Genomic DNA, 19,328 nt, shown 5'->3' on the forward strand with positions numbered 1-19,328 from the left:
GTGGAGCGGGCGTGGATATGCGGCACGATGGGGTATCGTGCGACCGCCATGCCGGCCGGCATGGAATGATCCGGGAAGCCGCCATGCGTGTCCGCCGTTGTACCCACCTGTTGCTGGAACCGCGCGAGCGGGTTTCGTTTGGCCTTGCCGCAATCCTGCGTGGCAAGGCCGAGGTGGACAGCGAGGTGGCCTGGGTCGCCCTGGCCGCGCATCTGGACCAGGCCGTTGCCGTGGATGCGGCCGAGTGTGCCCTGCTGGGTGCGTTCAGTGCCCGGCGCTGGCAGGAACCAAGCGAGCAGCAATGCGCCTCGCCGGCAGTGCTGCGGTTGCTGGAACTGGGGCTGTTGCTGGGCGACCAACCCGAGCATGCGCGGCATCTGGCGCGTGACCAGGCCATGTGTGACGCGCACTGGTGGCCGCTGGCGGCGGTGGCGCACCGGCATTCGCGCTGGCAGGGCGTGGACAGCGTCGGCGACATGCATGCGCGTGGCCTGGTCACGGCCAATGACCTGCACCGCAATTTCGGCGCACCGCCACCGGCGGTACAGCCGCGCGATGGCAGCTATGCGCCGCTGCCAAGGCAGGCCGACGACGCATTCGATGCATTGCTGGGGCGCCGTGCCACCTGCCGGAACTTCGATCGCGATCGTCCCTTGCCGCTGCCCTTGCTGGCACGGCTGCTGCAACGGACGGTGATGGCGCAGGCCACCGTCGAGGCCGCGCCGGATACCGTGTTCCTGAAGAAGCACGTTCCTTCCGGTGGCGGCCTGCACCCGGTGGAAACCTACCTGCTGGTGCAGAACGTCGAAGGCCTTGCCCCGGGTTTCTATCACTACCACCCGGTCGAGCATGCGTTGCTGGCGCTGCCTTCGCCGCCCGCTGCGGAACTGGCCCGGCTTGCATGCACGATGCTGTCGGGCCAGGAGTGGTTCGCCGATGCCCCGGCGATGTTAGTGCTGGCGCCGCGCTTCGAGCGCTGCTTCTGGAAGTACCGCAACCATGCCAAGGCCTACCGCGCCGTGCTGCTGGACGTGGGCCACCTGTCGCAGGCGTTGTACCTGTGCGCCACCGAGGCGGGCCTCGGCGCTTTCGTTACCGCCGCGATCAACGAGGCCGACACCGACCAGGCGCTGGGCCTGGATGGCGTCCGGCAGGGTGCAGTGGCGATCTTCGGTGTCGGCTGGCGCGCGGCGCGGCAGCAGACCACCGAGTTCGATCCGGCGCACCGCGTGTGGGCGTGATCAGTCCGCCTCGAAATCCACCAGCACCGCGCCGTCGCCCACCTGGTCGCCGGCCTTGACCCGGAAACCCTGCACGGTGCCGTCGGCCGGCGCCTGCAGGGTGTGCTCCATCTTCATCGCCTCCATCACCAGCAGGGGCGTGCCGCGCGCGACGCGGGTGCCGGGTTCGGCCAGCAGGGCGATGACGCGGCCGGGCATCGGCGCCAGCAGGCCGCCGCCTTCGGCTGCCGTTTGGTCGGCGTCGGCCACCGGGTCGTGCAGCTCGAAACGCAGCGGGCGGTCTTCGCCGAACAGGTACAGCGCACCGTCTTCGACAACATGCTCGCCGCGCCGGAGCCGGCCATCGACTTGCAGGGCGAAGCACCGGCCATCGGCCCGTCCGCTGACGGCGATCACGTCGTCTTCCAGTTCGACGCGCCAACCATCGTCATTGGCATGCAGTACGGCGGTGCGCCGTTGCTCGCGGTGTTGCAGCAGCACGCGGCGTGGCGTGCGGCCGCACAGACGCCAGCCGTCATTGTGTTCCCAGGCTGAGGCAGTGGTGGGTGCGGGTGCGCTCGGCTGCGTCGCCAGCACCGCCGCGATGGCCCAGTCGGCCGCGTCGGGCTCGGCGTGCTGCACATCCAGCGCCTCGCGTTCGCGCTCGATCAGCGCGGTGTCGAGATTGGCGCTGCGGAACGAATCGGTCAGCACCAGCCGGCGCAGGAACGCCGCGTTCGTGGTCACGCCGACCACCTGGCACTGCGCCAGCGCCCGCTGCATGCGCCGCAGCGCGCTGTCGCGGTCCACGTCATGGACGATCAGCTTGGCGATCATCGGGTCGTAGTACGGGCTGATCGCATCACCCTGCTCGACGCCAGCATCCACGCGCACGTGCGCATCGGCGGCGGGCAGGCGCAGGTGGCGCAGGGTGCCGGTGGAGGGCAGGAAGCCGCGGTCGGCGTCCTCGGCATACAGCCGCGCCTCGATGGCGTGGCCGTGGATATGCAACTCCTCCTGTGTCTTCGGCAGCGGCTGGCCGGCGGCTACGCGCAGCTGCCATTCGACCAGATCGGTGCCGGTGATCAGCTCGGTGACCGGGTGTTCCACCTGCAGCCGGGTGTTCATTTCCATGAAATAGAAATCACCGATAGGCGAGGCGATGAACTCCACCGTGCCGGCGCCGATATAGCCGACCGCGCGCGCGGCATCGGTAGCGGCCCTGCCCATCGCCGCGCGGCGCTCGGGCGTCATGCCCGGCGCGGGCGCTTCCTCCAGCACCTTCTGGTGGCGGCGTTGCACCGAGCAGTCGCGCTCGAACAGGTACACCACGTTACCGTGGCCGTCGCCAAACACCTGGATCTCGATGTGGCGCGGGCGCTCGACGTACTTCTCCACCAGCACGTGCGCGTTGCCGAACGCCGATTGCGCCTCGCGCTGGCAACTGGCCAGCGCCGCGTCGAAGTCCGTGCTGGCTTCGACCTTGCGCATGCCCTTGCCACCGCCGCCGGCGCTGGCCTTGATCAGTACCGGGTAGCCGATGGCGTCGGCCTGCGCGCGCAGGAAATCGGCGTCCTGCCGCTGCCCGTGATAACCCGGCGTCAGCGGCACGCCGGCCTGCTGCATCAGCGCCTTGGCCGCGCTCTTGTCGCCCATCGCGTCGATGGCGCTGGCCGGCGGGCCGATGAAGACGATGCCGACCTCGGCGCAGGCACGGGCGAAATCGGCGTTCTCGGACAGGAAGCCGTAGCCGGGGTGGATCGCCTGCGCACCACTGCGACGGGCGGCGTCGAGGATCGCCTCGCCGCGCAGGTAGCTTTCCGCCGCGGGCGCGGGGCCGATGTGGATGGCTTCGTCGGCCAGCCGCACGTGGCGCGCATCGCGGTCGGCGTCGGAATACACCGCCACGGTGGCGATGCCGAGGCGGCGGCAGGTGACGATGACGCGGCAGGCGATTTCGCCGCGATTGGCGATCAGGATCTTGTCGAACATGGCAGGTCTCCGCTCGCCGTTACATGCGGAACACGCCGAAGCGCGTGTCCTGCGTGGGTGCGTTGAGGCTGGCGGCCAGCGCCAGGCCGAGGATGTGGCGGGTGTTGGCCGGGTCGATCACGCCGTCGTCCCACAACCGCGCGCTGGCGTAATAGGGGTGGCCTTGCTGCTCGAACTGCTCGCGGATCGGCGCCTTGAACGCCTCTTCCTCGTCGGCCGCCCACTGCCCACCCTTGCCTTCGATGCCGTCGCGCTTGACCGTGGCCAGCACGCTGGCGGCCTGCTCGCCGCCCATCACGCCGATGCGCGCGTTCGGCCACATCCACAGGAAGTGGGGCGAATAGGCGCGGCCGCACATGCCGTAGTTGCCGGCGCCGAACGAACCGCCGATCACCACCGTGTACTTCGGCACCCGTGCATTGGCCACCGCCATCACCAACTTGGCCCCGTCCTTGGCGATGCCGCCGTGTTCGTACTTGCGGCCGACCATGAAGCCGGTGATGTTCTGCAAAAACAGCAGCGGGATGCCGCGCTGGCAGCACAGTTCGATGAAGTGCGCGCCCTTGAGCGCGGATTCGGAGAACAGGATGCCGTTGTTGGCGATGATGCCGACTGGATGCCCGTGTACGTGTGCGAAACCGGTCACCAGCGTGTTGCCGTAGCGCGGCTTGAACTCGTCGAAGCGCGAGCCATCGACGATGCGCATGATGACCTCGCGCACGTCGTACGGTTTGCGCGTGTCGGCGGGGATCACACCGTACAGTTCACGTGCATCGAACAGCGGTTCTTCACTCGCCTGCAACGCCACGCCCGGTTCCGGCTTGCGCCAGTTGAGGTTGGCGACGATGGCGCGCACCCGTGCCAACGCCTGCAGGTCGTTGTCGGCCATGTGGTCGGCGACGCCGGAGACGCGCGTGTGCACGTCGGCGCCGCCCAGCTCCTCGGCGCTGACCACCTCGCCGGTGGCCGCCTTCACCAGCGGCGGGCCGCCGAGGAAGATCGTGCCTTGCTCCTTGACGATGACCGTCTCGTCGCTCATCGCCGGCACGTAGGCGCCGCCGGCAGTGCACGAACCCATCACGCAGGCGATCTGCGGGATGCCCTGCGCCGACAGGTTGGCCTGGTTGTAGAAGATGCGGCCGAAGTGGTCGCGGTCGGGGAACACCTCGTCCTGCAACGGCAGGAAGGCGCCGCCGGAGTCCACCAGGTAGATGCAGGGCAGGCGGTTCTGCTGCGCGATCTCCTGCGCGCGCAGGTGCTTCTTCACCGTGATCGGGTAATAGGTGCCGCCCTTGACCGTGGCGTCGTTGGCGACGATCAGGCATTCCACGCCGGACACGCGGCCGATGCCGGCGACCATGCCCGCGCCCGGCACCGGATCGTTGTACATGCCGTGCGCGGCCAGCGGCGCGATTTCGAGGAACGGGCTGCCGGGGTCGAGCAGGGCGTCGATGCGCTCGCGCACCAGCAGCTTGCCGCGCGCGGTGTGCTTGGCGCGTGCCGCGTCGCTGCCGCCAAGCGCGGTGCGCTCCAGCGTCGTGCGCAGGTCATCGACCAGCGCCTGCATCGCCGTGCGGTTGGCTTCGAAGGTTTCGTTGCCGGGTTGCAGCTGGGTTTTCAGTACGGTCATGGCGGTGGTTCCTGCTGTTCCCTTCTCCCATCGGGAGAAGGTGGCGCGAAGCGCCGGATGAGGGGTGAACGGAGTCCGTGATGCCCGAACCATAGGGACTCCATCGCCCCTCTCCCCAACCCCTCTCCCGCAGGGAGAGGGGCTTTGAGTCACGCAGTGCGCTGGAACAGCTCGCGCCCGATCAGCATGCGTCGGATTTCCGAAGTGCCGGCGCCGATCTCGTACAACTTGGCATCACGCCACAGCCGCCCGGCCGGGTACTCGTTGATGTAGCCGTTGCCGCCGAGGATCTGGATCGCCTGCCCGGCCGCCCACGTCGCCTTCTCGGCCGAATACAGGATCGCGCCGGCCGCATCCTGCCGCGTGGTGTGGCCCTGGTCGCAGGCGCGCGCCACTGCATACACATAGGCGCGGCAGGCGTTGAGGCCGACGTACATGTCGGCAATCTTGGCCTGGATCAACTGGAACGTACCGATCGCCTCGCCGAACTGCTTGCGCTCGTGCACGTAGGGCAGCACCACGTCCAGCGCCGCGGCCATCAAGCCCAGCGGGCCGCCGGACAGCACCACGCGCTCATAGTCCAGCCCGGACATCAGCACCTTCACGCCGCCGCCCACGTCGCCCAGCACGTTTTCAGCCGGCACTTCGCAGTCCTCGAACACCAGCTCGCAGGTGTTGGACGAACGCATGCCCAGCTTGTCCAGCTTCTGCGCGGTGGAAAACCCCTTCATGCCCTTTTCGACGATGAAGGCGGTGATGCCGCGCGAACCGGCGTTGGCATCGGTCTTGGCATAGACCACCAGCACGTCGGCGTCCGGGCCGTTGGTGATCCACATCTTGTTGCCGTTGAGCACGTAGTGGTCGCCGCGCTTGTCGGCGCGCAGCTTCATCGACACCACGTCCGAACCTGCGCCCGGCTCGCTCATCGCCAGCGCGCCGACGTATTCGCCGCTGCACAGCTTCGGCAGGTACTTGTGCTTCTGCGCCTCGCTGGCGTTCTTGCGCAGTTGGTTGAGGCACAGGTTGGAGTGCGCGCCATAGGACAGGCCGATGCCGCCGGAGGCACGCGAGATCTCCTCCATCGCCACCACGTGCGCCAGGTAGCCCATGCCGGTGCCGCCGTACTCGGCTTCCACGGTCATGCCCAGCAGGCCCTGCTCGCCGAGCTGGCGCCAGAGTTGGTTGGGGAAATGGTTGGTGGCGTCGGCCTCTTCGGCCAGCGGTGCGATCTGCGCGGCGGCGAACTGCGCCACGCTCTCGCGCAGCAGGTCGATTTCTTCGCCCAGGTCGAAGGACAGGGTAGGGACGTGCATGAAAGCTCCGTTGCGGCATGGCGGGAAGGCGCACCCGGATGGGGGGCGACGGCGGGCCGTCGGTGCGGGCGTTCGGGTGCAGCCTAGCGGCTTGGATCAAAAAAGTGAATACTGATTCAAGAATTGAACCATGAGTCACCCAATGGCCTACAAGCGGTCGCAACTGATGGAACGGCGCCTGGCCGGCAACCGCGAGCGCATCCTCGCCGCCGCACGCCGGCTGGTCGCCGCCGGCGGCTACCGCAACGCGCCGGTCACCGCCGTGGCCGCCGAGGCTGGGGTTTCCACCGGGCTGATCTACCGGCACTTCCCGTCCAAGGCCGAGTTGTTCGTGGAAGTGCTCACCGCCGCGGTCGAGCATGAGCTGCGCATCCTTTCGGCCATCGCCGACGAACCGCTGCCGGCGGCGCAGCGGCTGCAACGCGCGGTGGCCTCGTTCGTGCGCCGCGCGCTGGCCGGTCCCGGCCTGGCCTACGCCTTCATCGCCGAGCCGGTGGACCCGGAAGTGGAGGCCGAACGTATCCGCTGCCGGCGGCTGTTCGGCGACGTGTTCAAGCGCATCCTTGGCGATGGCGTCCGCGACGGCGCATTCCCGGCGCAGGACCTGGACGTGGGCGCGGCCTGCATCGTCGGCGCCTTCACCGAGGCGCTGGTCGGGCCCACCGCGCCCAGCCGCGACGGCCAGCGCGACGGCGAGCACCTGGTCGAGGCCATCGCCGCATTCTGCCTGCGCGCGGCCGGTGCGTGACCGGTTCGCCCGTTGTGGCCGGTGCCCGGCGCTGGTTTATACTCCGCGAGTAGCTGTGGTCCATCGACTACTCGCCAGGGGTAAGAAGACGTGCGGAATTACGACCTCGAATTTCTGAAGCGGTTCTCCATCGTGATCGGCGTGCTGATCGTCATCGCGATCGGCCTGATCTTCTTCGCTTCGTTCCTGCAGGGGGCCATCCCGACGGAAGAGTCGGCCAATGCGGTCAAGCGCACCGAGGAGCGCATCGCGCCGGTCGGCGCGGTCTATGCCGGCAGCACCGGTGCCGCGGCGCAGGCCGCCGCTGCCGAAGCCGCTGCGGCCAAGGCCGCCGCCGGTGGTGGCGCCTACGACGGTACGCTGGACGGCAAGGTGATCTTCGACAAGCTCTGCACCGCCTGCCACCTGACCGGCGTGGGCATGGCGCCGACGCTGGACCACGCCCACTGGGACAGCCGTATCGCCCAAGGCACCGAAACGCTCTACAAGCACGCCATCGATGGCTACACCGGCCCGGATGGCGGGGTGATGCCGCCCAAGGGCGGCAACCCGGGGCTCAGCGAAGAGCAGATCCACGCGACCGTGGACTGGATGCTGGCCAACCTGAAGTAAGCTGCTTCCGCAACGAAGCCGCCGCGCCGCCTTCCGGGCGGCGCTTTCGTTTCCGTCCCGCAAAGGTGCCGCCCATGCGCCGATCCGCCGTATTCCTCGCCATTGCCACGATGGCCGCCATCCCGGCGTACGCCGCCGCATCCGACGCGCCACCGCCGCTGCTTGCCATCGGCGCGGTGCAGGGCAGCGGCGAACGCAGCCCGCACGATGGTGGGCGCGTCACCATCGAAGGCATGGTCAGCGCCGACCTGCGCGCCGGGCTGGGCGGCGTGTTCGTGCAGGACGCCGGCGATGGCGATGCGGCCACGTCCGACGGCCTGTTCGTGCGGATGGGGCCGGAGCCGGCCGCGCGGCCGGGCCAGTGGCTGCGCATCACCGGCACCGTGCAGGAGCAGCCGGCCGGCAAGGGCGACACCAGTCTGACCACGCTGCAGGCCGACAAGGTCGTGGCGATCGCCGCACGCCCGGCGCCGGCGGTGACCATGCTGCGGGACGTGCCGCCCAGCTGGGAAGCGCTGGAGGGCATGCAGGTACGCATCGCCGTGCCGCTGACCCTGGCCGGCCAGGACGGATTGCAGCGCTATGGCGAACTCACCGCCGCCTTTGGTGGCCGCCTGTGGCAGCCCAGCGAGCTGGCGGCCGCCGGCAGTGCCGAACATGCGGCGGTGGTGGCCGACAATGCACGCCGCCGGCTGCGCCTGGATGATGGCAACGGCAAGCGCGAACCCGGCAACGTGCCTTACCTGCCGGAGGGCGCGGTGCTGCGCACCGGCATGCAGTTGCAGGGCATCGAGGGCGTGGTCGACCAGCGTTTCGACGACGGTTACCGGTTGCAGCTGACCCGTCCGCTGCAGCTGCCGGCGCTCGAGCGCCCACAGCCGCCGCAGGTGGCGGGTGGCCTGCGCATCGCCGCGTTCAACCTCGAAAACTACTTCAACGGCAATGGCCGCGGCGGCGGCTTCCCGACCCTGCGCGGCGCGAAAACGCAGGAACAGCTGCTGGCGCAACAGGTCAAGCTGGTCACCACCATCGGCAGCCTCGGCGCCGACGTGGCCGCGCTGATGGAACTGGAGAACGACGGCTACGGCCCGGATTCGGCCATCGCGCAGCTGGTGCGCGCGCTCAATGCGGCGGCCGATGACGGCGACTGGCAGTTCGTCGATGCCGGCAAGGGACCGGGTGACAACCCGATCCGCGTCGGCATCATCTACCGCGCCTCGCGCATCACCCCGCTGGGCAAGCCGGCGGTGCTGGAGCGCGAACCGTTCGGCGAGCGCAGCCGCGTGCCGCTGGCGCAGGCCTTCCGCATGGGCCGCAAGGGCATGCCGTTCGTGGTGGTGGCCAACCACTTCAAGTCCAAGGGCTGCTCCGATGCGACGGGCGCCGATGCCGACCAGAACGATGGCCAGGGCTGTTGGAACGCGACCCGCGTCGAATCGGCACGGCTGTTGAACCAGTGGTTGCAGGGCGACCCGACCGGCAGCGGCAGCCGCGACGCGGTGCTGCTGGGCGACTTCAACGCCTATGCGATGGAAGACCCGATCCGCCGCTTGCACGTCGATGGCTGGCAGGATGCGTTCAAGGTGGCCGGCGTGGCGCAGCCCTACAGCTACGTCTACAACGGCCAGACCGGCCGCCTCGACCACGCCCTGCTCAATCCGGGCATGGCCGCAAGGTTGAAGGGTGCGGCCGAATGGCACATCAATGCCGACGAGGCCGATGACGTCGGCTACCCGGGCCGCAACCTGCCCGGTCCGTGGCGCAGCTCCGACCACGACCCGCTGCTGCTGGGCTTCGACGACCCGTAGGTGAAGAATGCTCTGCTGCTGCCGGCGCGTGGCTCAGCCGTGGCCGTGCCGGCGGCGCAACGCGTTCCACAGGTGGGTGCCGGCCAGCATCAGGCTGCCGGCGACGGTCAGCCCGGTTTCGGCCTTGGCCAGTGGCCAGCCAAGTGCGCCCGCCGCCAGCAACGACAGCCCGCCGCCCGCCAATAGCCACATCGAACCGGGCAGGGCTTGGCGCCGGTGCGTGCGCCACAGCGCGTAACAGGTCACGGGCAGGGCCAGGGCGACGAACAGCCCGTGCACCCATTCGGCCTCGCTCCAGGCGCCGAGCAGCGGCAGCAGCGAGGCCAGCAGCGGCAACGCCAGGCAGTGCAGCAGGCACAGGCCCGACAAAGCGATGGCCGAGGCATCGGCCCAAGTGGCGGCATTCTTCATCGCTGCTTCCTTTGTTATTTTGTTACATAGTAACAAAATAATCCGGAGCCTTCGCCATGCCTTTGCCGCCAACGAAGCGCGCGCTGCACTGGATGCCCATGTGTGCTCGACGACGGGAGCCCGATGGCGATCAGCCGGCGGCGCCGCGTGCGATCAATGCGATGGCAATCACCGCCAGCCCCAGCCCGATGCGGTTCCAGCGGCTGGTCTTCTCGCCGAAGGCGAAGATGCCCACCAGCGCGCCAAGGCAGACCACGCCGATGTTCATGCCGGCGAAGATGGTGGCCGGGCTGTGCGGCAGCGCCTGGTGCGCGCGCACGTAGAACAGGATGTTGCCGAAGTTGAGCGCGCCCAGCAGCAGGCCGAAACCGAGGTTGCGCGCGCCCAGCCGGCTGCGGCCGCCGAAGTGGCGTTGCAGTTGCCACCCCAGCATCAGCACGAAGGCGATGGCGAAGCTGGCCAGCAGCGCGGCGGTGGCCGGCGTGCCGGACAGCGCCACCTGCTTGAGCAGCACGTCGATCAGCGCGAAACCCACCCACACCGCCAGCAGCCAGCGCCAGCCGCCGGGCGCGGCGACCGTGGCCTCGCCGCTGCGCGTGCTGACCCCGGCGATCGCCAGCAGCCCCAGCCCCAGCCCGGCCAGCTTCCAGCCGTTGGCGTGTTCGCCGAACAGCACGAAGGCCGCGCCCAACGACAACAGCAGCGACAGCCGCTGCGCCACGTCGCTGCGCACGATGCCGGCCTCGCGCACCGCGCGCGCCAGCACCAGGAAGATGCCGGGCAGCGCCACCGCCAGCCCGAGCAGCGCCGGCCACGGCGCATGGCCGCCCCGCAGCGATTGCAGCGAGGGCTTGAGCAGCAACAGCGACAGCACGCTGGCGGCCAGGTAGTTCCAGGTCACCGCCTGGGCGATGTCGATGCCGCGCCGCGGCGCCAGTTTCAGCAGGACCGAAACCAGCACGCTGCATACAACGCTCGAAACCAGGAAGTGCATCGCGTCGGGGCTACCGTGGGCAGGGGGCGGCGATGAAGCCGCCGGGCGGGGCCGGTATCATGCCCGAATGCAGACTCCCACATTCCCCAACGAATCGGCGACGCTGGTGCTGGATGGCCCGGCCGGGCCGCTGGAAGTCGCCGTCGACCCGGCCGACGCCGAGGCCGCGCCGCAGTCCGCCGTCGCCGTCATCTGCCACCCGCTGTCCACCGAAGGCGGCAGCATGCACAACAAGGTGGTGACGATGGCCGCGCGCGCGCTGCGCGAGCTGGGCGTGACCACGGTGCGCTTCAATTTCCGCGGCGTCGGCGCCTCGGCCGGCACGTTCGACAATGGCGAGGGCGAGCAGGACGACCTGCGCGCGGTGACCGCATGGGTGCGCGCGCAGCGCCCGGACTGCGCGCTGTGGCTGGCCGGCTTCAGCTTCGGCGCCTACGTCTCGCTGCGCGCCAGCGCCGCGCTGCAACCACAGGCGCTGATCTCGATCGCGCCGCCGGTGGGCCGCCGCACCTGGGATTTCGACGGGCTGCAGCCGCCGGCGAACTGGCTGGTGGTGCAGGGCGATGCCGACGAAGTGGTCGATGCGCAGGCGGTCTACCAGTGGGTGGAGTCGCTGGCCAGACCGCCGCAACTGGTGCGCATGCCCGACACCAGCCATTTCTTCCATCGCAAGCTGATCGACCTGCGCGGCGCGATCCAGCATGAAGTGCGGCGCTGGCTGCCCGACGGCAGCTGCTGAGCATGACGGCGACGACCCCTTCGCAGCGCTACGCCGCCGGCGTGGCCCGTGGCGACTGGCGCGACGACCCGGCCCAGCATGCGGCGCTGGCCGAGCTGGACCGCATCCACGAGGCCCTCGTCGATACCGAGCAGGACGGCTGGCTGGACCGGCTGTCCGCCTTCTGGAAGAAGCCCGAGGCGGTGCCGGGGCTGTATTTCTGGGGCGGCGTCGGCCGCGGCAAGACCTTCCTCGTCGACCTGTTCTACGACGGCCTGCCGATCAGGCAGAAATACCGCACCCATTTCCACCGCTTCATGCGCGGCATCCACGAGCGGCTGCGCGAGCACCAGGGCCAGAGCGACCCGCTGGCGAAGATCGCCCAGGAATGGCGCAACAACCTGCGCGTGCTGGTGCTGGACGAGTTCTTCGTCACCGACATCGGCGATGCGATGCTGCTGGCGCGCCTGCTCGAACGCCTGTTCGCCGAGGGCGTGACGCTGGTGACCACCTCCAATACCGCGGTGGAGAACCTGTACCTCGACGGCCTGCAGCGCGACAGCTTCCTGCCGGCCATTGCGTTGTTGCAGAAATACTGCGTGGAGCTGTACGCCGAGGGCACCGAGGACTACCGCATGCGCGCGCTGACCCGTTCGCCGGTGTACCGCGCGCCGCTGGAAGGCGACGGCGATGCGTGGCTGGCCGGGCGCTGGAAGGAGCTGAGCGGCGGCGAGGACGCGCGTGCTGGCAACATCGTCATCGAGGGCCGCAAGATCCCGGTGCGCGGGCGCGGCAAGAGCATCGTCTGGTTCGATTTCCCGGCGCTGTGCGAGGGCCCGCGCGGGCCTTCGGACTACATCGAGATCGCGCGCGAGTTCAACACGGTGCTGCTCGGCGGCATCCCGCACTTCGACCGCATGAACGAGGACGCCGCGCGCCGCTTCGTCAACCTGATCGACGAGCTGTACGACCGCCAGGTCAACCTGGTGTGCACCGCGCAGGACGCGCCGCCGCTGCTGTATTCGGGCACCCGCCTGGCCGGCGCCTTCGAGCGCACCGCCAGCCGTCTGATCGAGATGCAGAGCGCAGAGTACCTGGGTACCGCGCACCGCCATTGAGCGGTGCGCTCCGGCAAGCGGACGTGATCTCCGGAAATAAATAGTTTGCTATTTAATTTCTCACGATGTAGATTGAGGGCATGGCCTCCCGCACCGCCGCCGCCGATCCCTCGCTGCTCCGCCTGGACAGGCAGCTGTGCTTCGCGCTGTATTCGGCGAACCTGGCGATGAACAAGCACTACCGGCCGCTGCTGAAGGAGCTGGGCCTGACCTATTCGCAGTACCTGGTGATGCTGGTGCTATGGGAGCGCGACGCGCTGACCGTCTCGGAGATCGGCGAGCGCCTGTTCCTGGACTCGGCCACGCTGACCCCGCTGCTCAAGCGCCTGCAGACGGCAGGGTTGGTCACCCGCACCCGCGCCCGCGAGGACGAGCGCCAGGTGATCGTCGCGCTCACCGCCGCGGGCCGCGCGCTGCGGCGCAAGGCCGAACGGATCCCGGAGCAGGTGATGTGCGCGGTCGGCTGCGCGCTGGACGAACTGGCCGCGCTCAAGCGGCAACTGGAAACCCTGCGGCTGAACCTGGAGCAGGGGCCATGAACCGAACGCGACGCTTTTTTCCGCCTGAAAAATAGCGTGCTATTTGATAGCAAATTAATATTGCCGCCCGTGGCGCCCGGCACCCCCTTTCCCAGCGCGCCACCCGAGTACCGGAGAAACACCATGTCACTGGAAAAAGTCGCCTATACCGCCCAGGCCCACGTCACCGGGGGCCGCCAGGGCCGCGCCCGCGGTGAAACCGGGCTGGAACTCGAACTGAGCACGCCCACCGAACTGGGCGGCGCCGGCGGTGCCGGCACCAATCCCGAGGAGCTGTTCGCCGCCGGCTACGCGGCCTGCTTCATCGGCGCGCTGAAGCTGGTGGCCAGCCGCGGGAAAGTGTCCTTGCCGGGCGAGGTCTCGATCGACAGCCAGGTCGGCATCGGCCCGCTGGGCGACGGCTTCGGCATCCAGGTCGAGTTGCGCGTGCGCGTGCCCGGCCTTGCCCGCGAGCAGGCGCAGGCGCTGGTCGACAAGGCGCACCAGGTGTGCCCGTACTCCAATGCCACCCGCGGCAACATCGACGTGAACCTGGTCGTGCTCGACTGAGCATCGCGGCCGGCCCTCCCGCTTGCCCTGCGCGGGCAGGGGAGGCCGGCCAAACCGAACCGGAGATGACCGGGCGCCGGCCCGATGCCGGCGCTCGACCCCATCGACGGCAGTGGTCCGTTCCTGCCTGTGGATGCAACGACGCACCCCCAGTGGAGGAACCAATGAAACACGCATACCCGTCCCCCCGCCGTCTGCCGGCTTCCTCGATGGCGTTCGCCCTGACGCTGCTGGCCGGGTGGCCGGCGCTTGCCGCCGAACCGCTGTGGCCGCAGCCCGCCGGCGTGGTCCCGGCACAGGCAGCACAGGTGCAGCACCCGCGGCGCCAGCGCCAGACCGCGCCGAACTTCCGCGCACCCGCGGCCACCGTATGCAGCGACACGCCACGGATGCGCGAGGTGGCTGATCCACAGCCGCAATCACCGCGCCGCGAACGTGCGGAGCCGGCACTGGCGGAGAAGGCGTTGCATGACGGGGCGCGGCTGGAAGCCGCCCCATCGCCGCCGGCCCCGCCCGCGCCGATGCCGGCCGCCGCGCTCGATTCGGTGGCAGTCAGCGGCGCCCGTGCCGAGCGCTTGTCGCCGCCGCGCAGGCCGCTGCCGCCGATACGCCGGCAGCAGGCGCCGGTGACCGCCGGCGTGGTCGATGACAACGCCGACTTCGGCGGTTTCCTACAGTTCCTGCAAGGCCATGACGAGTCGGCGCGGTTGGGGCGCGACGTGACCGTGCGCCAGCGCCTGCGCGTGGTCGATGCACAGGGCCGGGTGGTGCCCGACGCCGAGGTCGCGGTGGCCTCGGCCGATGGCGCGCGCATGTGGGCGCGTACCGATGCCGGCGGACAGGCGTGGCTGCACCTGAACGCCTTCGACGACCGCGATTCGGCCAGCTACCGCATCGACGTGCGCCGCGATGGCCGGCAGGCGCAGGTGCAACTGCGGCGCGGGCAGAAGAACGCGCTGGAAGTGGTGCTGCCGGTGCAGGCGACGCCCGAACGGGCGCGGCTGGACCTGGTGTTCATGGTCGATGCCACCGGCTCGATGGGCGACGAGATCGACAAGCTGCGCGGCTCGCTGCGCGACATCGTGCGCGGCATCGAGCAACTGCCCTCGCGCCCGGACGTGTGCCTCGGGCTGGTCACCTACCGTGACCGCGGCGACGTCTACTTCGTGCGCAGCTGGGACCTGACCGGCAATGTCGCCGCGTTCCAGCAAGTGCTCGACGGCGTGCGCGCCGGTGGCGGCGGCGACATGCCCGAGGCGATGAACGAAGCCTTCGACCACGCGGTGCAAGCGCTGGACTGGCGCGGCCCGGCGACCACGCGCCTGCTGCTGTCGCTGGCCGACGCGCCGCCGCACATGGACTACCCGCAACCGCATTACGACCAGACCATGCTCGCGGCGCTGGGCAAGGGCATCAAGGTGTTCAGCGTGGCCGCGTCGGGGCAGGACAGCACCGGCGAGATCGTGCAGCGGCAGATCGCGCAGTACACCGGCGGGCGCTTCATCTTCCTCACCTACAAGGACGCGGCCGACCCCGGCAGCGGCCCCGGCGGCGAGACCGTGCACGAGGTGTCCAATTACTCGGTGGATACGCTGGACAAGCTGGTGGTGCGGCTGGTGCGCGAGGAACTGGCGCAGTTGCCGTAGCGCCGGGCCTTGGCCCGGCGGGGGCATTCCCTGCGACAGCGCCGGGCTTTCGAAGGTAGGTCGGGGCTATGCCCCGACATCCGGCCAACTCGAGCATGTCTTCGTCGGGTGCGTAGCCCCGACCTACGGCAGGGTGATGCCGTTGTCCGGCGCCAGTTCCTTCGCCACCGGCGCCGGCGCATCGTCGCCGCTGACCCGCATCATCCGCAGCGGCTGGCCGTCGTAGCGGAACTCGAGCGCCGACTGTATCCGGTCCAGTGCCAGCACCTGGGTGCACAGGGACTGTGCATGCTGTTCCAGGGCGCGTGCGCGCGCTTCGATCTTCGGCTCGAGCTCGGCCTCGATCTTCTCGGTGCGTTTCTCGATGCGTTCCTCGCCGCCGGTGAGCATGGTCCACAGCACGCCGCGGGCGATCGAACCCTTGAGTGATTCGGCCGCATCCTGCACGCGCTGGTCGAAGCCCTCGCCGAACAGGTCCTGCTCCCAGCGCCCGCGGCCGATGGTCGAGGCGACGAAGCGCTCGGCGTCCCTGCGCAGGACGCGCACCTTGCGCGAATCGAACTTGCCGGTCAGGGAGCCATAGACGACGTCCAGCACGTCGAAGCTGATCCCCACCGATTCATTGGCGATGCCGGTGACCGCCGGCATCAGCTGGCGCACCCCGGCCTCGAGCACGCGCAGGCGCTGCGCGTCGGCGTCGCTGACCGCCTGCATGTGGCCGTCGATGCTCAGCTGGCCGTCGTGGAACACGATCTCGCGCGGGGTGGCGTCGTGCCGGCGCAGCCAGATGCCGCCGCCGTCGACCAGCACGTCGTAGTCGGTGCCGACCCCGCACTGGGTGGAGGACAGTTCCGGTGACTTCACCGAGTCGGCGCGGGCGGCCAGCGGCGGCAGGGCGAGCAGAGCGGTGGCGAGGAGCAGGCGGCGCATGGGGACATCCGTGTTCGGGCGGGCGTGGGCGCAGCATCGCCGACGGGCCTGGCGGCAGCGCCCGCCGGAAGTCATGGCGGTGCAACCGGACGGTTGGACGATGAATGCGCAGGGAGTTTTCCCACCCTTGAATCGGCTTCCCGGGGCTTGACTGCGCAATCGCGGCGAGCAGGCCAACGCGCCCATGCCGGCCCCGGCAGGGCAGATCGCTTGCGCCCCAAGGGAAACGCGGTTATCCACAACATTTGGCGTTGACCCCGTCATTTACCCCCACTATCTTGTGGCCCGTCGGTTCCGGGGATTCCCCGGATTGAAAGGGAAGCTGGTCCAAACCCGGCACTGCCCCGCAGCGGTAGGTGGAGACGAGGTCGCGATTTCGCACTGGGGCGGTGGCCCTGGGAAGCGGCGGCCAAGGTGGCCGGGAAACATTCCCGCCGCATCCACGAGTCCGAAGACCTGCCGACAGCCGCGCGATGCACGCCGCGCGGTGCCGGCCGCGGAATCTCCGGGGGGAGATGGCTGGTGCAGCAGGGCCTCCCGCATGGTTTCCATGCCGGTCGCAGGCCGTGCGACACCGCGCTCCCACCCTGTGCTTCCGATGCCATCCGCGCCTGCGAGGGACAGGCCGGGCCCGTGCATCCCCGCATGGAGACGCCAGATGTCGCAGACCCCGACCGCCGAAGCAGTGGCCGCCACCCCGGCTTTCGACCTCACCCCGCCGCCGACCGCCACCGCCATGAGCGTGGCCAAGCGCAACGGCAGCACCGAGCCGGTGGACCTGAACAAGATCGTGCGCGCCATCCAGCGCTGCTGCGAGGGCCTGCATGCGGTCGATCCGATGCGCGTGGCCACCCGCACCATCTCCGGCCTGTACAACGGCGCGACCACGCAGGAGCTGGATGAACTCTCCATCCGCACCGCGGCGCTGCTGATCGGCGAAGAGCCCGAGTACGGCCGCCTGGCCGCGCGGCTGCTGGCGAATTTCATCGCCAAGGAAGTGTCCGGGCAGGAAATCCACGCGTTCTCGCAGTCGGTGGGCCGCGGCCATGAAGTGGGGCTGATCAACGACCGCCTGCTCGGCTTCGTGCAGACCAACGCGCGCAAGCTCAACGACGCCATCGACCCGTCGCTGGACTTCAACTTCGACTACTTCGGCCTGCGCACGCTGTACGACCGCTACCTGCTGCGCCACCCGCATACGCGCAAGGTGATCGAGACGCCGCAGCAGTTCTTCCTGCGCATCGCCAGCGCGCTCTCCGAGGACGTGCCCGAGGCGCTGGCGCTGTACCAGCGGCTGGGCAACCTCGACTACCTGCCGTCCAGCCCGACCCTGTTCAACGCCGGCACCTGCCACGAGCAGCTGTCCTCGTGCTTCCTGCTGGATTCGCCGCAGGATTCGCTTGAATCCATTTATGCGAAGTACGGCGACATCGCGCAGCTGTCCAAGTTCAGCGGCGGCATCGGCGTGAGCTACACCCGCGTGCGCTCGCGCGGCTCGCTGATCAAGTCCACCAACGGCCACTCCAACGGCATCGTGCCGTGGCTGAAGACGCTGGATTCGTCGGTGGCCGCGGTCAACCAGGGCGGCAAGCGCAAGGGCGCGGCCTGCGTGTACCTGGAAACCTGGCACGCCGACATCGAGGATTTCCTCGAGCTGCGCGACAACGCCGGCGACGATTCGCGCCGCACCCACAACCTCAACCTCGCCAACTGGGTGCCGGACCTGTTCATGCAGCGCGTGGAGGCCGACCAGGAATGGTCGCTGTTCGATCCGCGCGTGGTGCCGGAATTCACCGACCTGTACGGCGAGGCGTTCGAGCGCGCCTACCTGCAGGCCGAGGCGCAGGGCAAGGCCGCGCGCACCCTTCCGGCACGCAAGCTGTACGCGCGGATGATGCGCACGCTGGCCGAGACCGGAAACGGCTGGATGACCTTCAAGGACAAGTGCAACCGCGCCAGCAACCAGACCCTGCGTGCCGGCAACGTGATCCACCTGTCCAACCTGTGCACCGAGATCCTGGAAGTCACCAGCGCCGAGGAAACGGCGGTGTGCAACCTCGGTTCGATCAACCTCGGCAACCACCTCGACGAGCACGGCGACTTCGATTTCGACAAGCTGGCCGAAACCGTGCGCCTTGCGGTGCGCCAGCTCGACCGGGTGATCGACCTGAATTTCTACCCGATCGAGACCGCGCGCCGCGGCAACCTGCGCTGGCGCCCGGTGGGGCTGGGCTGCATGGGCCTGCAGGACGTGTTCTTCCGCAAGCGGCTGGCGTTCGACTCCGACGCCGCGCGCGCGCTGTCGGCGAAGATCGCCGAGGAAATCTACTTCCACGCGCTGGAGACCTCGTGCGAACTGGCGCAGGAACGCGGCAGGCATGCCTCGTTCGCCGACACCCGCGCGGCCAGCGGCGCCTTGCAGTTCGACGCCTGGAACGTGGTGCCGGCCGACGCCGCGCGCTGGGATGCATTGCGCGAGCGCATCCAGCAGCACGGCCTGCGCAACTCGTTGATGATCGCCATCGCCCCGACCGCGACCATCGCCTCGATCGCCGGCTGCTACGAGTGCGTGGAGCCGCAGGTGTCCAACCTGTTCAAGCGCGAAACCCTGTCCGGCGACTTCCTGCAGATCAACCGCTACCTGGTCGGCGAACTCAAGCAGCTCGGCCTGTGGACGGCAGAGATGCGCGATGCGATCAAGCTGGCCGACGGCTCGATCCAGAACATCGCGCAGATTCCCGAAGCGCTGCGCACGGTCTACCGCACGGTATGGGAGCTGCCGATGCGCTCGCTGATCGACATGGCCGCCGGCCGCGGCGCCTTCATCGACCAGTCCGCCTCGCTCAACCTGTTCATGGAAAGCCCGAACATCGGCGCGCTGTCGTCGATGTACATGTACGCATGGAAGCAGGGCATCAAGACCTGCTACTACCTGCGCTCGCGCCCGGCCACCAAGATCGCCAAGACCACCGTGTCCAGCTACACCCCGACGCAGGCCGTGGCTTGCTCGCTGGAGAACCCGGAAGCCTGCGAGGCCTGCCAGTAAACGCCTGAATCCCCTCTCCCCGCGGGAGAGGGGTTGGGGTGAGGGTACGGCGAA

At 69.1% G+C, this 19,328-nt stretch carries 16 protein-coding genes and 1 riboswitch; of the genes, 10 read left to right on the top strand and 6 right to left on the bottom strand.

All coding sequences use genetic code 11. From position 1 onward, the window contains the following. Positions 1 to 83: 83 nt before the first annotated feature. Positions 84 to 1,241, top strand: coding sequence for a putative peptide maturation dehydrogenase (locus tag MIC98_RS03110; RefSeq protein ID WP_239735445.1), 1,158 nt, complete (start codon positions 84 to 86; stop codon positions 1,239 to 1,241). On the opposite strand, the gene MIC98_RS03115 is transcribed toward MIC98_RS03110, so the two are convergent. From MIC98_RS03115 to MIC98_RS03125, 3 genes are all read right to left on the bottom strand, one after another. Beyond that, a complete protein-coding gene (locus MIC98_RS03115) occupies positions 1,242 to 3,212 on the bottom strand; it encodes an acetyl/propionyl/methylcrotonyl-CoA carboxylase subunit alpha (RefSeq protein ID WP_239735446.1) in 1,971 nt (656 codons plus the stop codon). 19 nt (positions 3,213 to 3,231) lie between these two features. Further along, entirely contained in the window at positions 3,232 to 4,842 is a 1,611-nt protein-coding gene (locus MIC98_RS03120) for a carboxyl transferase domain-containing protein (RefSeq protein WP_239735448.1), read from the bottom strand. Positions 4,843 to 4,991: 149 nt separating this feature from the next. Continuing rightward, complete coding sequence (locus MIC98_RS03125) at positions 4,992 to 6,155, bottom strand: isovaleryl-CoA dehydrogenase (RefSeq protein WP_239735450.1); 1,164 nt, start codon at positions 6,153 to 6,155, stop codon at positions 4,992 to 4,994. A gap of 142 nt (positions 6,156 to 6,297) precedes the next feature. On the opposite strand from MIC98_RS03125, the gene MIC98_RS03130 reads away from it, so the two are divergent. From MIC98_RS03130 to MIC98_RS03140, 3 genes are all read left to right on the top strand, one after another. After that, the gene (locus MIC98_RS03130) at positions 6,298 to 6,903 is read left to right on the top strand and encodes a TetR/AcrR family transcriptional regulator (RefSeq protein ID WP_239738008.1); all 606 of its coding nucleotides are present in this window, start codon (positions 6,298 to 6,300) and stop codon (positions 6,901 to 6,903) included. 90 nt (positions 6,904 to 6,993) lie between these two features. Further along, positions 6,994 to 7,515, top strand: coding sequence for a c-type cytochrome (locus tag MIC98_RS03135; RefSeq protein ID WP_239735452.1), 522 nt, complete (start codon positions 6,994 to 6,996; stop codon positions 7,513 to 7,515). Positions 7,516 to 7,625: 110 nt separating this feature from the next. Beyond that, a complete protein-coding gene (locus tag MIC98_RS03140; RefSeq protein WP_239738011.1) occupies positions 7,626 to 9,323 on the top strand; it encodes an ExeM/NucH family extracellular endonuclease in 1,698 nt (565 codons plus the stop codon). Between the two features lie 33 nt (positions 9,324 to 9,356). On the opposite strand, the gene MIC98_RS03145 is transcribed toward MIC98_RS03140, so the two are convergent. Beyond that, complete coding sequence (locus MIC98_RS03145) at positions 9,357 to 9,734, bottom strand: MerC family mercury resistance protein (protein ID WP_239735454.1); 378 nt, start codon at positions 9,732 to 9,734, stop codon at positions 9,357 to 9,359. A 130-nt stretch (positions 9,735 to 9,864) separates the two neighbouring features. Beyond that, positions 9,865 to 10,728 (bottom strand): EamA family transporter, encoded by an 864-nt coding sequence (locus MIC98_RS03150; RefSeq protein ID WP_239735456.1) that lies wholly within the window; start codon positions 10,726 to 10,728, stop codon positions 9,865 to 9,867. 67 nt (positions 10,729 to 10,795) lie between these two features. Between MIC98_RS03150 and MIC98_RS03155 the strand changes: the two genes are divergently transcribed. The 5 genes from MIC98_RS03155 (at position 10,796) to MIC98_RS03175 (ending at position 15,298) form a co-directional block, all read left to right on the top strand. Further along, positions 10,796 to 11,467 carry an alpha/beta hydrolase gene (locus tag MIC98_RS03155; protein ID WP_239735459.1) on the top strand — a complete coding sequence of 224 codons (672 nt, stop codon included), beginning with the start codon at positions 10,796 to 10,798 and terminating at the stop codon, positions 11,465 to 11,467. A gap of 2 nt (positions 11,468 to 11,469) precedes the next feature. Beyond that, positions 11,470 to 12,564 carry a cell division protein ZapE gene (gene zapE, locus MIC98_RS03160; protein ID WP_239735467.1) on the top strand — a complete coding sequence of 365 codons (1,095 nt, stop codon included), beginning with the start codon at positions 11,470 to 11,472 and terminating at the stop codon, positions 12,562 to 12,564. A gap of 80 nt (positions 12,565 to 12,644) precedes the next feature. Beyond that, entirely contained in the window at positions 12,645 to 13,103 is a 459-nt protein-coding gene (locus MIC98_RS03165; protein WP_057640369.1) for a MarR family transcriptional regulator, read from the top strand. A gap of 123 nt (positions 13,104 to 13,226) precedes the next feature. Beyond that, positions 13,227 to 13,652 (top strand): organic hydroperoxide resistance protein, encoded by a 426-nt coding sequence (locus tag MIC98_RS03170; protein WP_057640370.1) that lies wholly within the window; start codon positions 13,227 to 13,229, stop codon positions 13,650 to 13,652. Between the two features lie 164 nt (positions 13,653 to 13,816). Further along, positions 13,817 to 15,298, top strand: coding sequence for a VWA domain-containing protein (locus tag MIC98_RS03175; RefSeq protein WP_239735469.1), 1,482 nt, complete (start codon positions 13,817 to 13,819; stop codon positions 15,296 to 15,298). 123 nt (positions 15,299 to 15,421) lie between these two features. Here MIC98_RS03175 and MIC98_RS03180 read toward each other — a convergent pair whose 3' ends face one another. Beyond that, on the bottom strand, positions 15,422 to 16,228 hold the full coding sequence (locus MIC98_RS03180) for a DUF2884 family protein (RefSeq protein ID WP_239735471.1): 807 nt from the start codon (positions 16,226 to 16,228) through the stop codon (positions 15,422 to 15,424). 272 nt (positions 16,229 to 16,500) lie between these two features. Continuing rightward, a riboswitch (cobalamin riboswitch) is annotated at positions 16,501 to 16,707 on the top strand. Positions 16,708 to 16,886: 179 nt separating this feature from the next. Between MIC98_RS03180 and MIC98_RS03185 the strand changes: the two genes are divergently transcribed. Next, on the top strand, positions 16,887 to 19,274 hold the full coding sequence (locus MIC98_RS03185; protein ID WP_057640373.1) for a ribonucleoside-diphosphate reductase subunit alpha: 2,388 nt from the start codon (positions 16,887 to 16,889) through the stop codon (positions 19,272 to 19,274). Positions 19,275 to 19,328: the final 54 nt, after the last annotated feature.

Origin of the sequence: Stenotrophomonas sp. NLF4-10 (genome assembly GCF_022359915.1) — a bacterium.
GTDB lineage: Bacteria > Pseudomonadota > Gammaproteobacteria > Xanthomonadales > Xanthomonadaceae > Stenotrophomonas > Stenotrophomonas daejeonensis.

Excerpts from the sequence above, each read along its gene's own strand:
- MIC98_RS03110 (WP_239735445.1), top strand. The coding sequence starts at position 84 with ATGCGTGTCCGCCGTTGTACCCACCTGTTGCTGGAACCGCGCGAGCGG.
- MIC98_RS03115 (WP_239735446.1), bottom strand. The coding sequence starts at position 3,212 with ATGTTCGACAAGATCCTGATCGCCAATCGCGGCGAAATCGCCTGCCGC.
- MIC98_RS03120 (WP_239735448.1), bottom strand. The coding sequence starts at position 4,842 with ATGACCGTACTGAAAACCCAGCTGCAACCCGGCAACGAAACCTTCGAA.
- MIC98_RS03125 (WP_239735450.1), bottom strand. The coding sequence starts at position 6,155 with ATGCACGTCCCTACCCTGTCCTTCGACCTGGGCGAAGAAATCGACCTG.
- MIC98_RS03130 (WP_239738008.1), top strand. The coding sequence starts at position 6,298 with ATGGCCTACAAGCGGTCGCAACTGATGGAACGGCGCCTGGCCGGCAAC.
- MIC98_RS03140 (WP_239738011.1), top strand. The coding sequence starts at position 7,626 with ATGGCCGCCATCCCGGCGTACGCCGCCGCATCCGACGCGCCACCGCCG.
- MIC98_RS03145 (WP_239735454.1), bottom strand. The coding sequence starts at position 9,734 with ATGAAGAATGCCGCCACTTGGGCCGATGCCTCGGCCATCGCTTTGTCG.
- MIC98_RS03150 (WP_239735456.1), bottom strand. The coding sequence starts at position 10,728 with ATGCACTTCCTGGTTTCGAGCGTTGTATGCAGCGTGCTGGTTTCGGTC.
- MIC98_RS03155 (WP_239735459.1), top strand. The coding sequence starts at position 10,796 with ATGCAGACTCCCACATTCCCCAACGAATCGGCGACGCTGGTGCTGGAT.
- zapE (WP_239735467.1), top strand. The coding sequence starts at position 11,470 with ATGACGGCGACGACCCCTTCGCAGCGCTACGCCGCCGGCGTGGCCCGT.
- MIC98_RS03165 (WP_057640369.1), top strand. The coding sequence starts at position 12,645 with ATGGCCTCCCGCACCGCCGCCGCCGATCCCTCGCTGCTCCGCCTGGAC.
- MIC98_RS03170 (WP_057640370.1), top strand. The coding sequence starts at position 13,227 with ATGTCACTGGAAAAAGTCGCCTATACCGCCCAGGCCCACGTCACCGGG.
- MIC98_RS03175 (WP_239735469.1), top strand. The coding sequence starts at position 13,817 with ATGAAACACGCATACCCGTCCCCCCGCCGTCTGCCGGCTTCCTCGATG.
- MIC98_RS03180 (WP_239735471.1), bottom strand. The coding sequence starts at position 16,228 with ATGCGCCGCCTGCTCCTCGCCACCGCTCTGCTCGCCCTGCCGCCGCTG.
- MIC98_RS03185 (WP_057640373.1), top strand. The coding sequence starts at position 16,887 with ATGTCGCAGACCCCGACCGCCGAAGCAGTGGCCGCCACCCCGGCTTTC.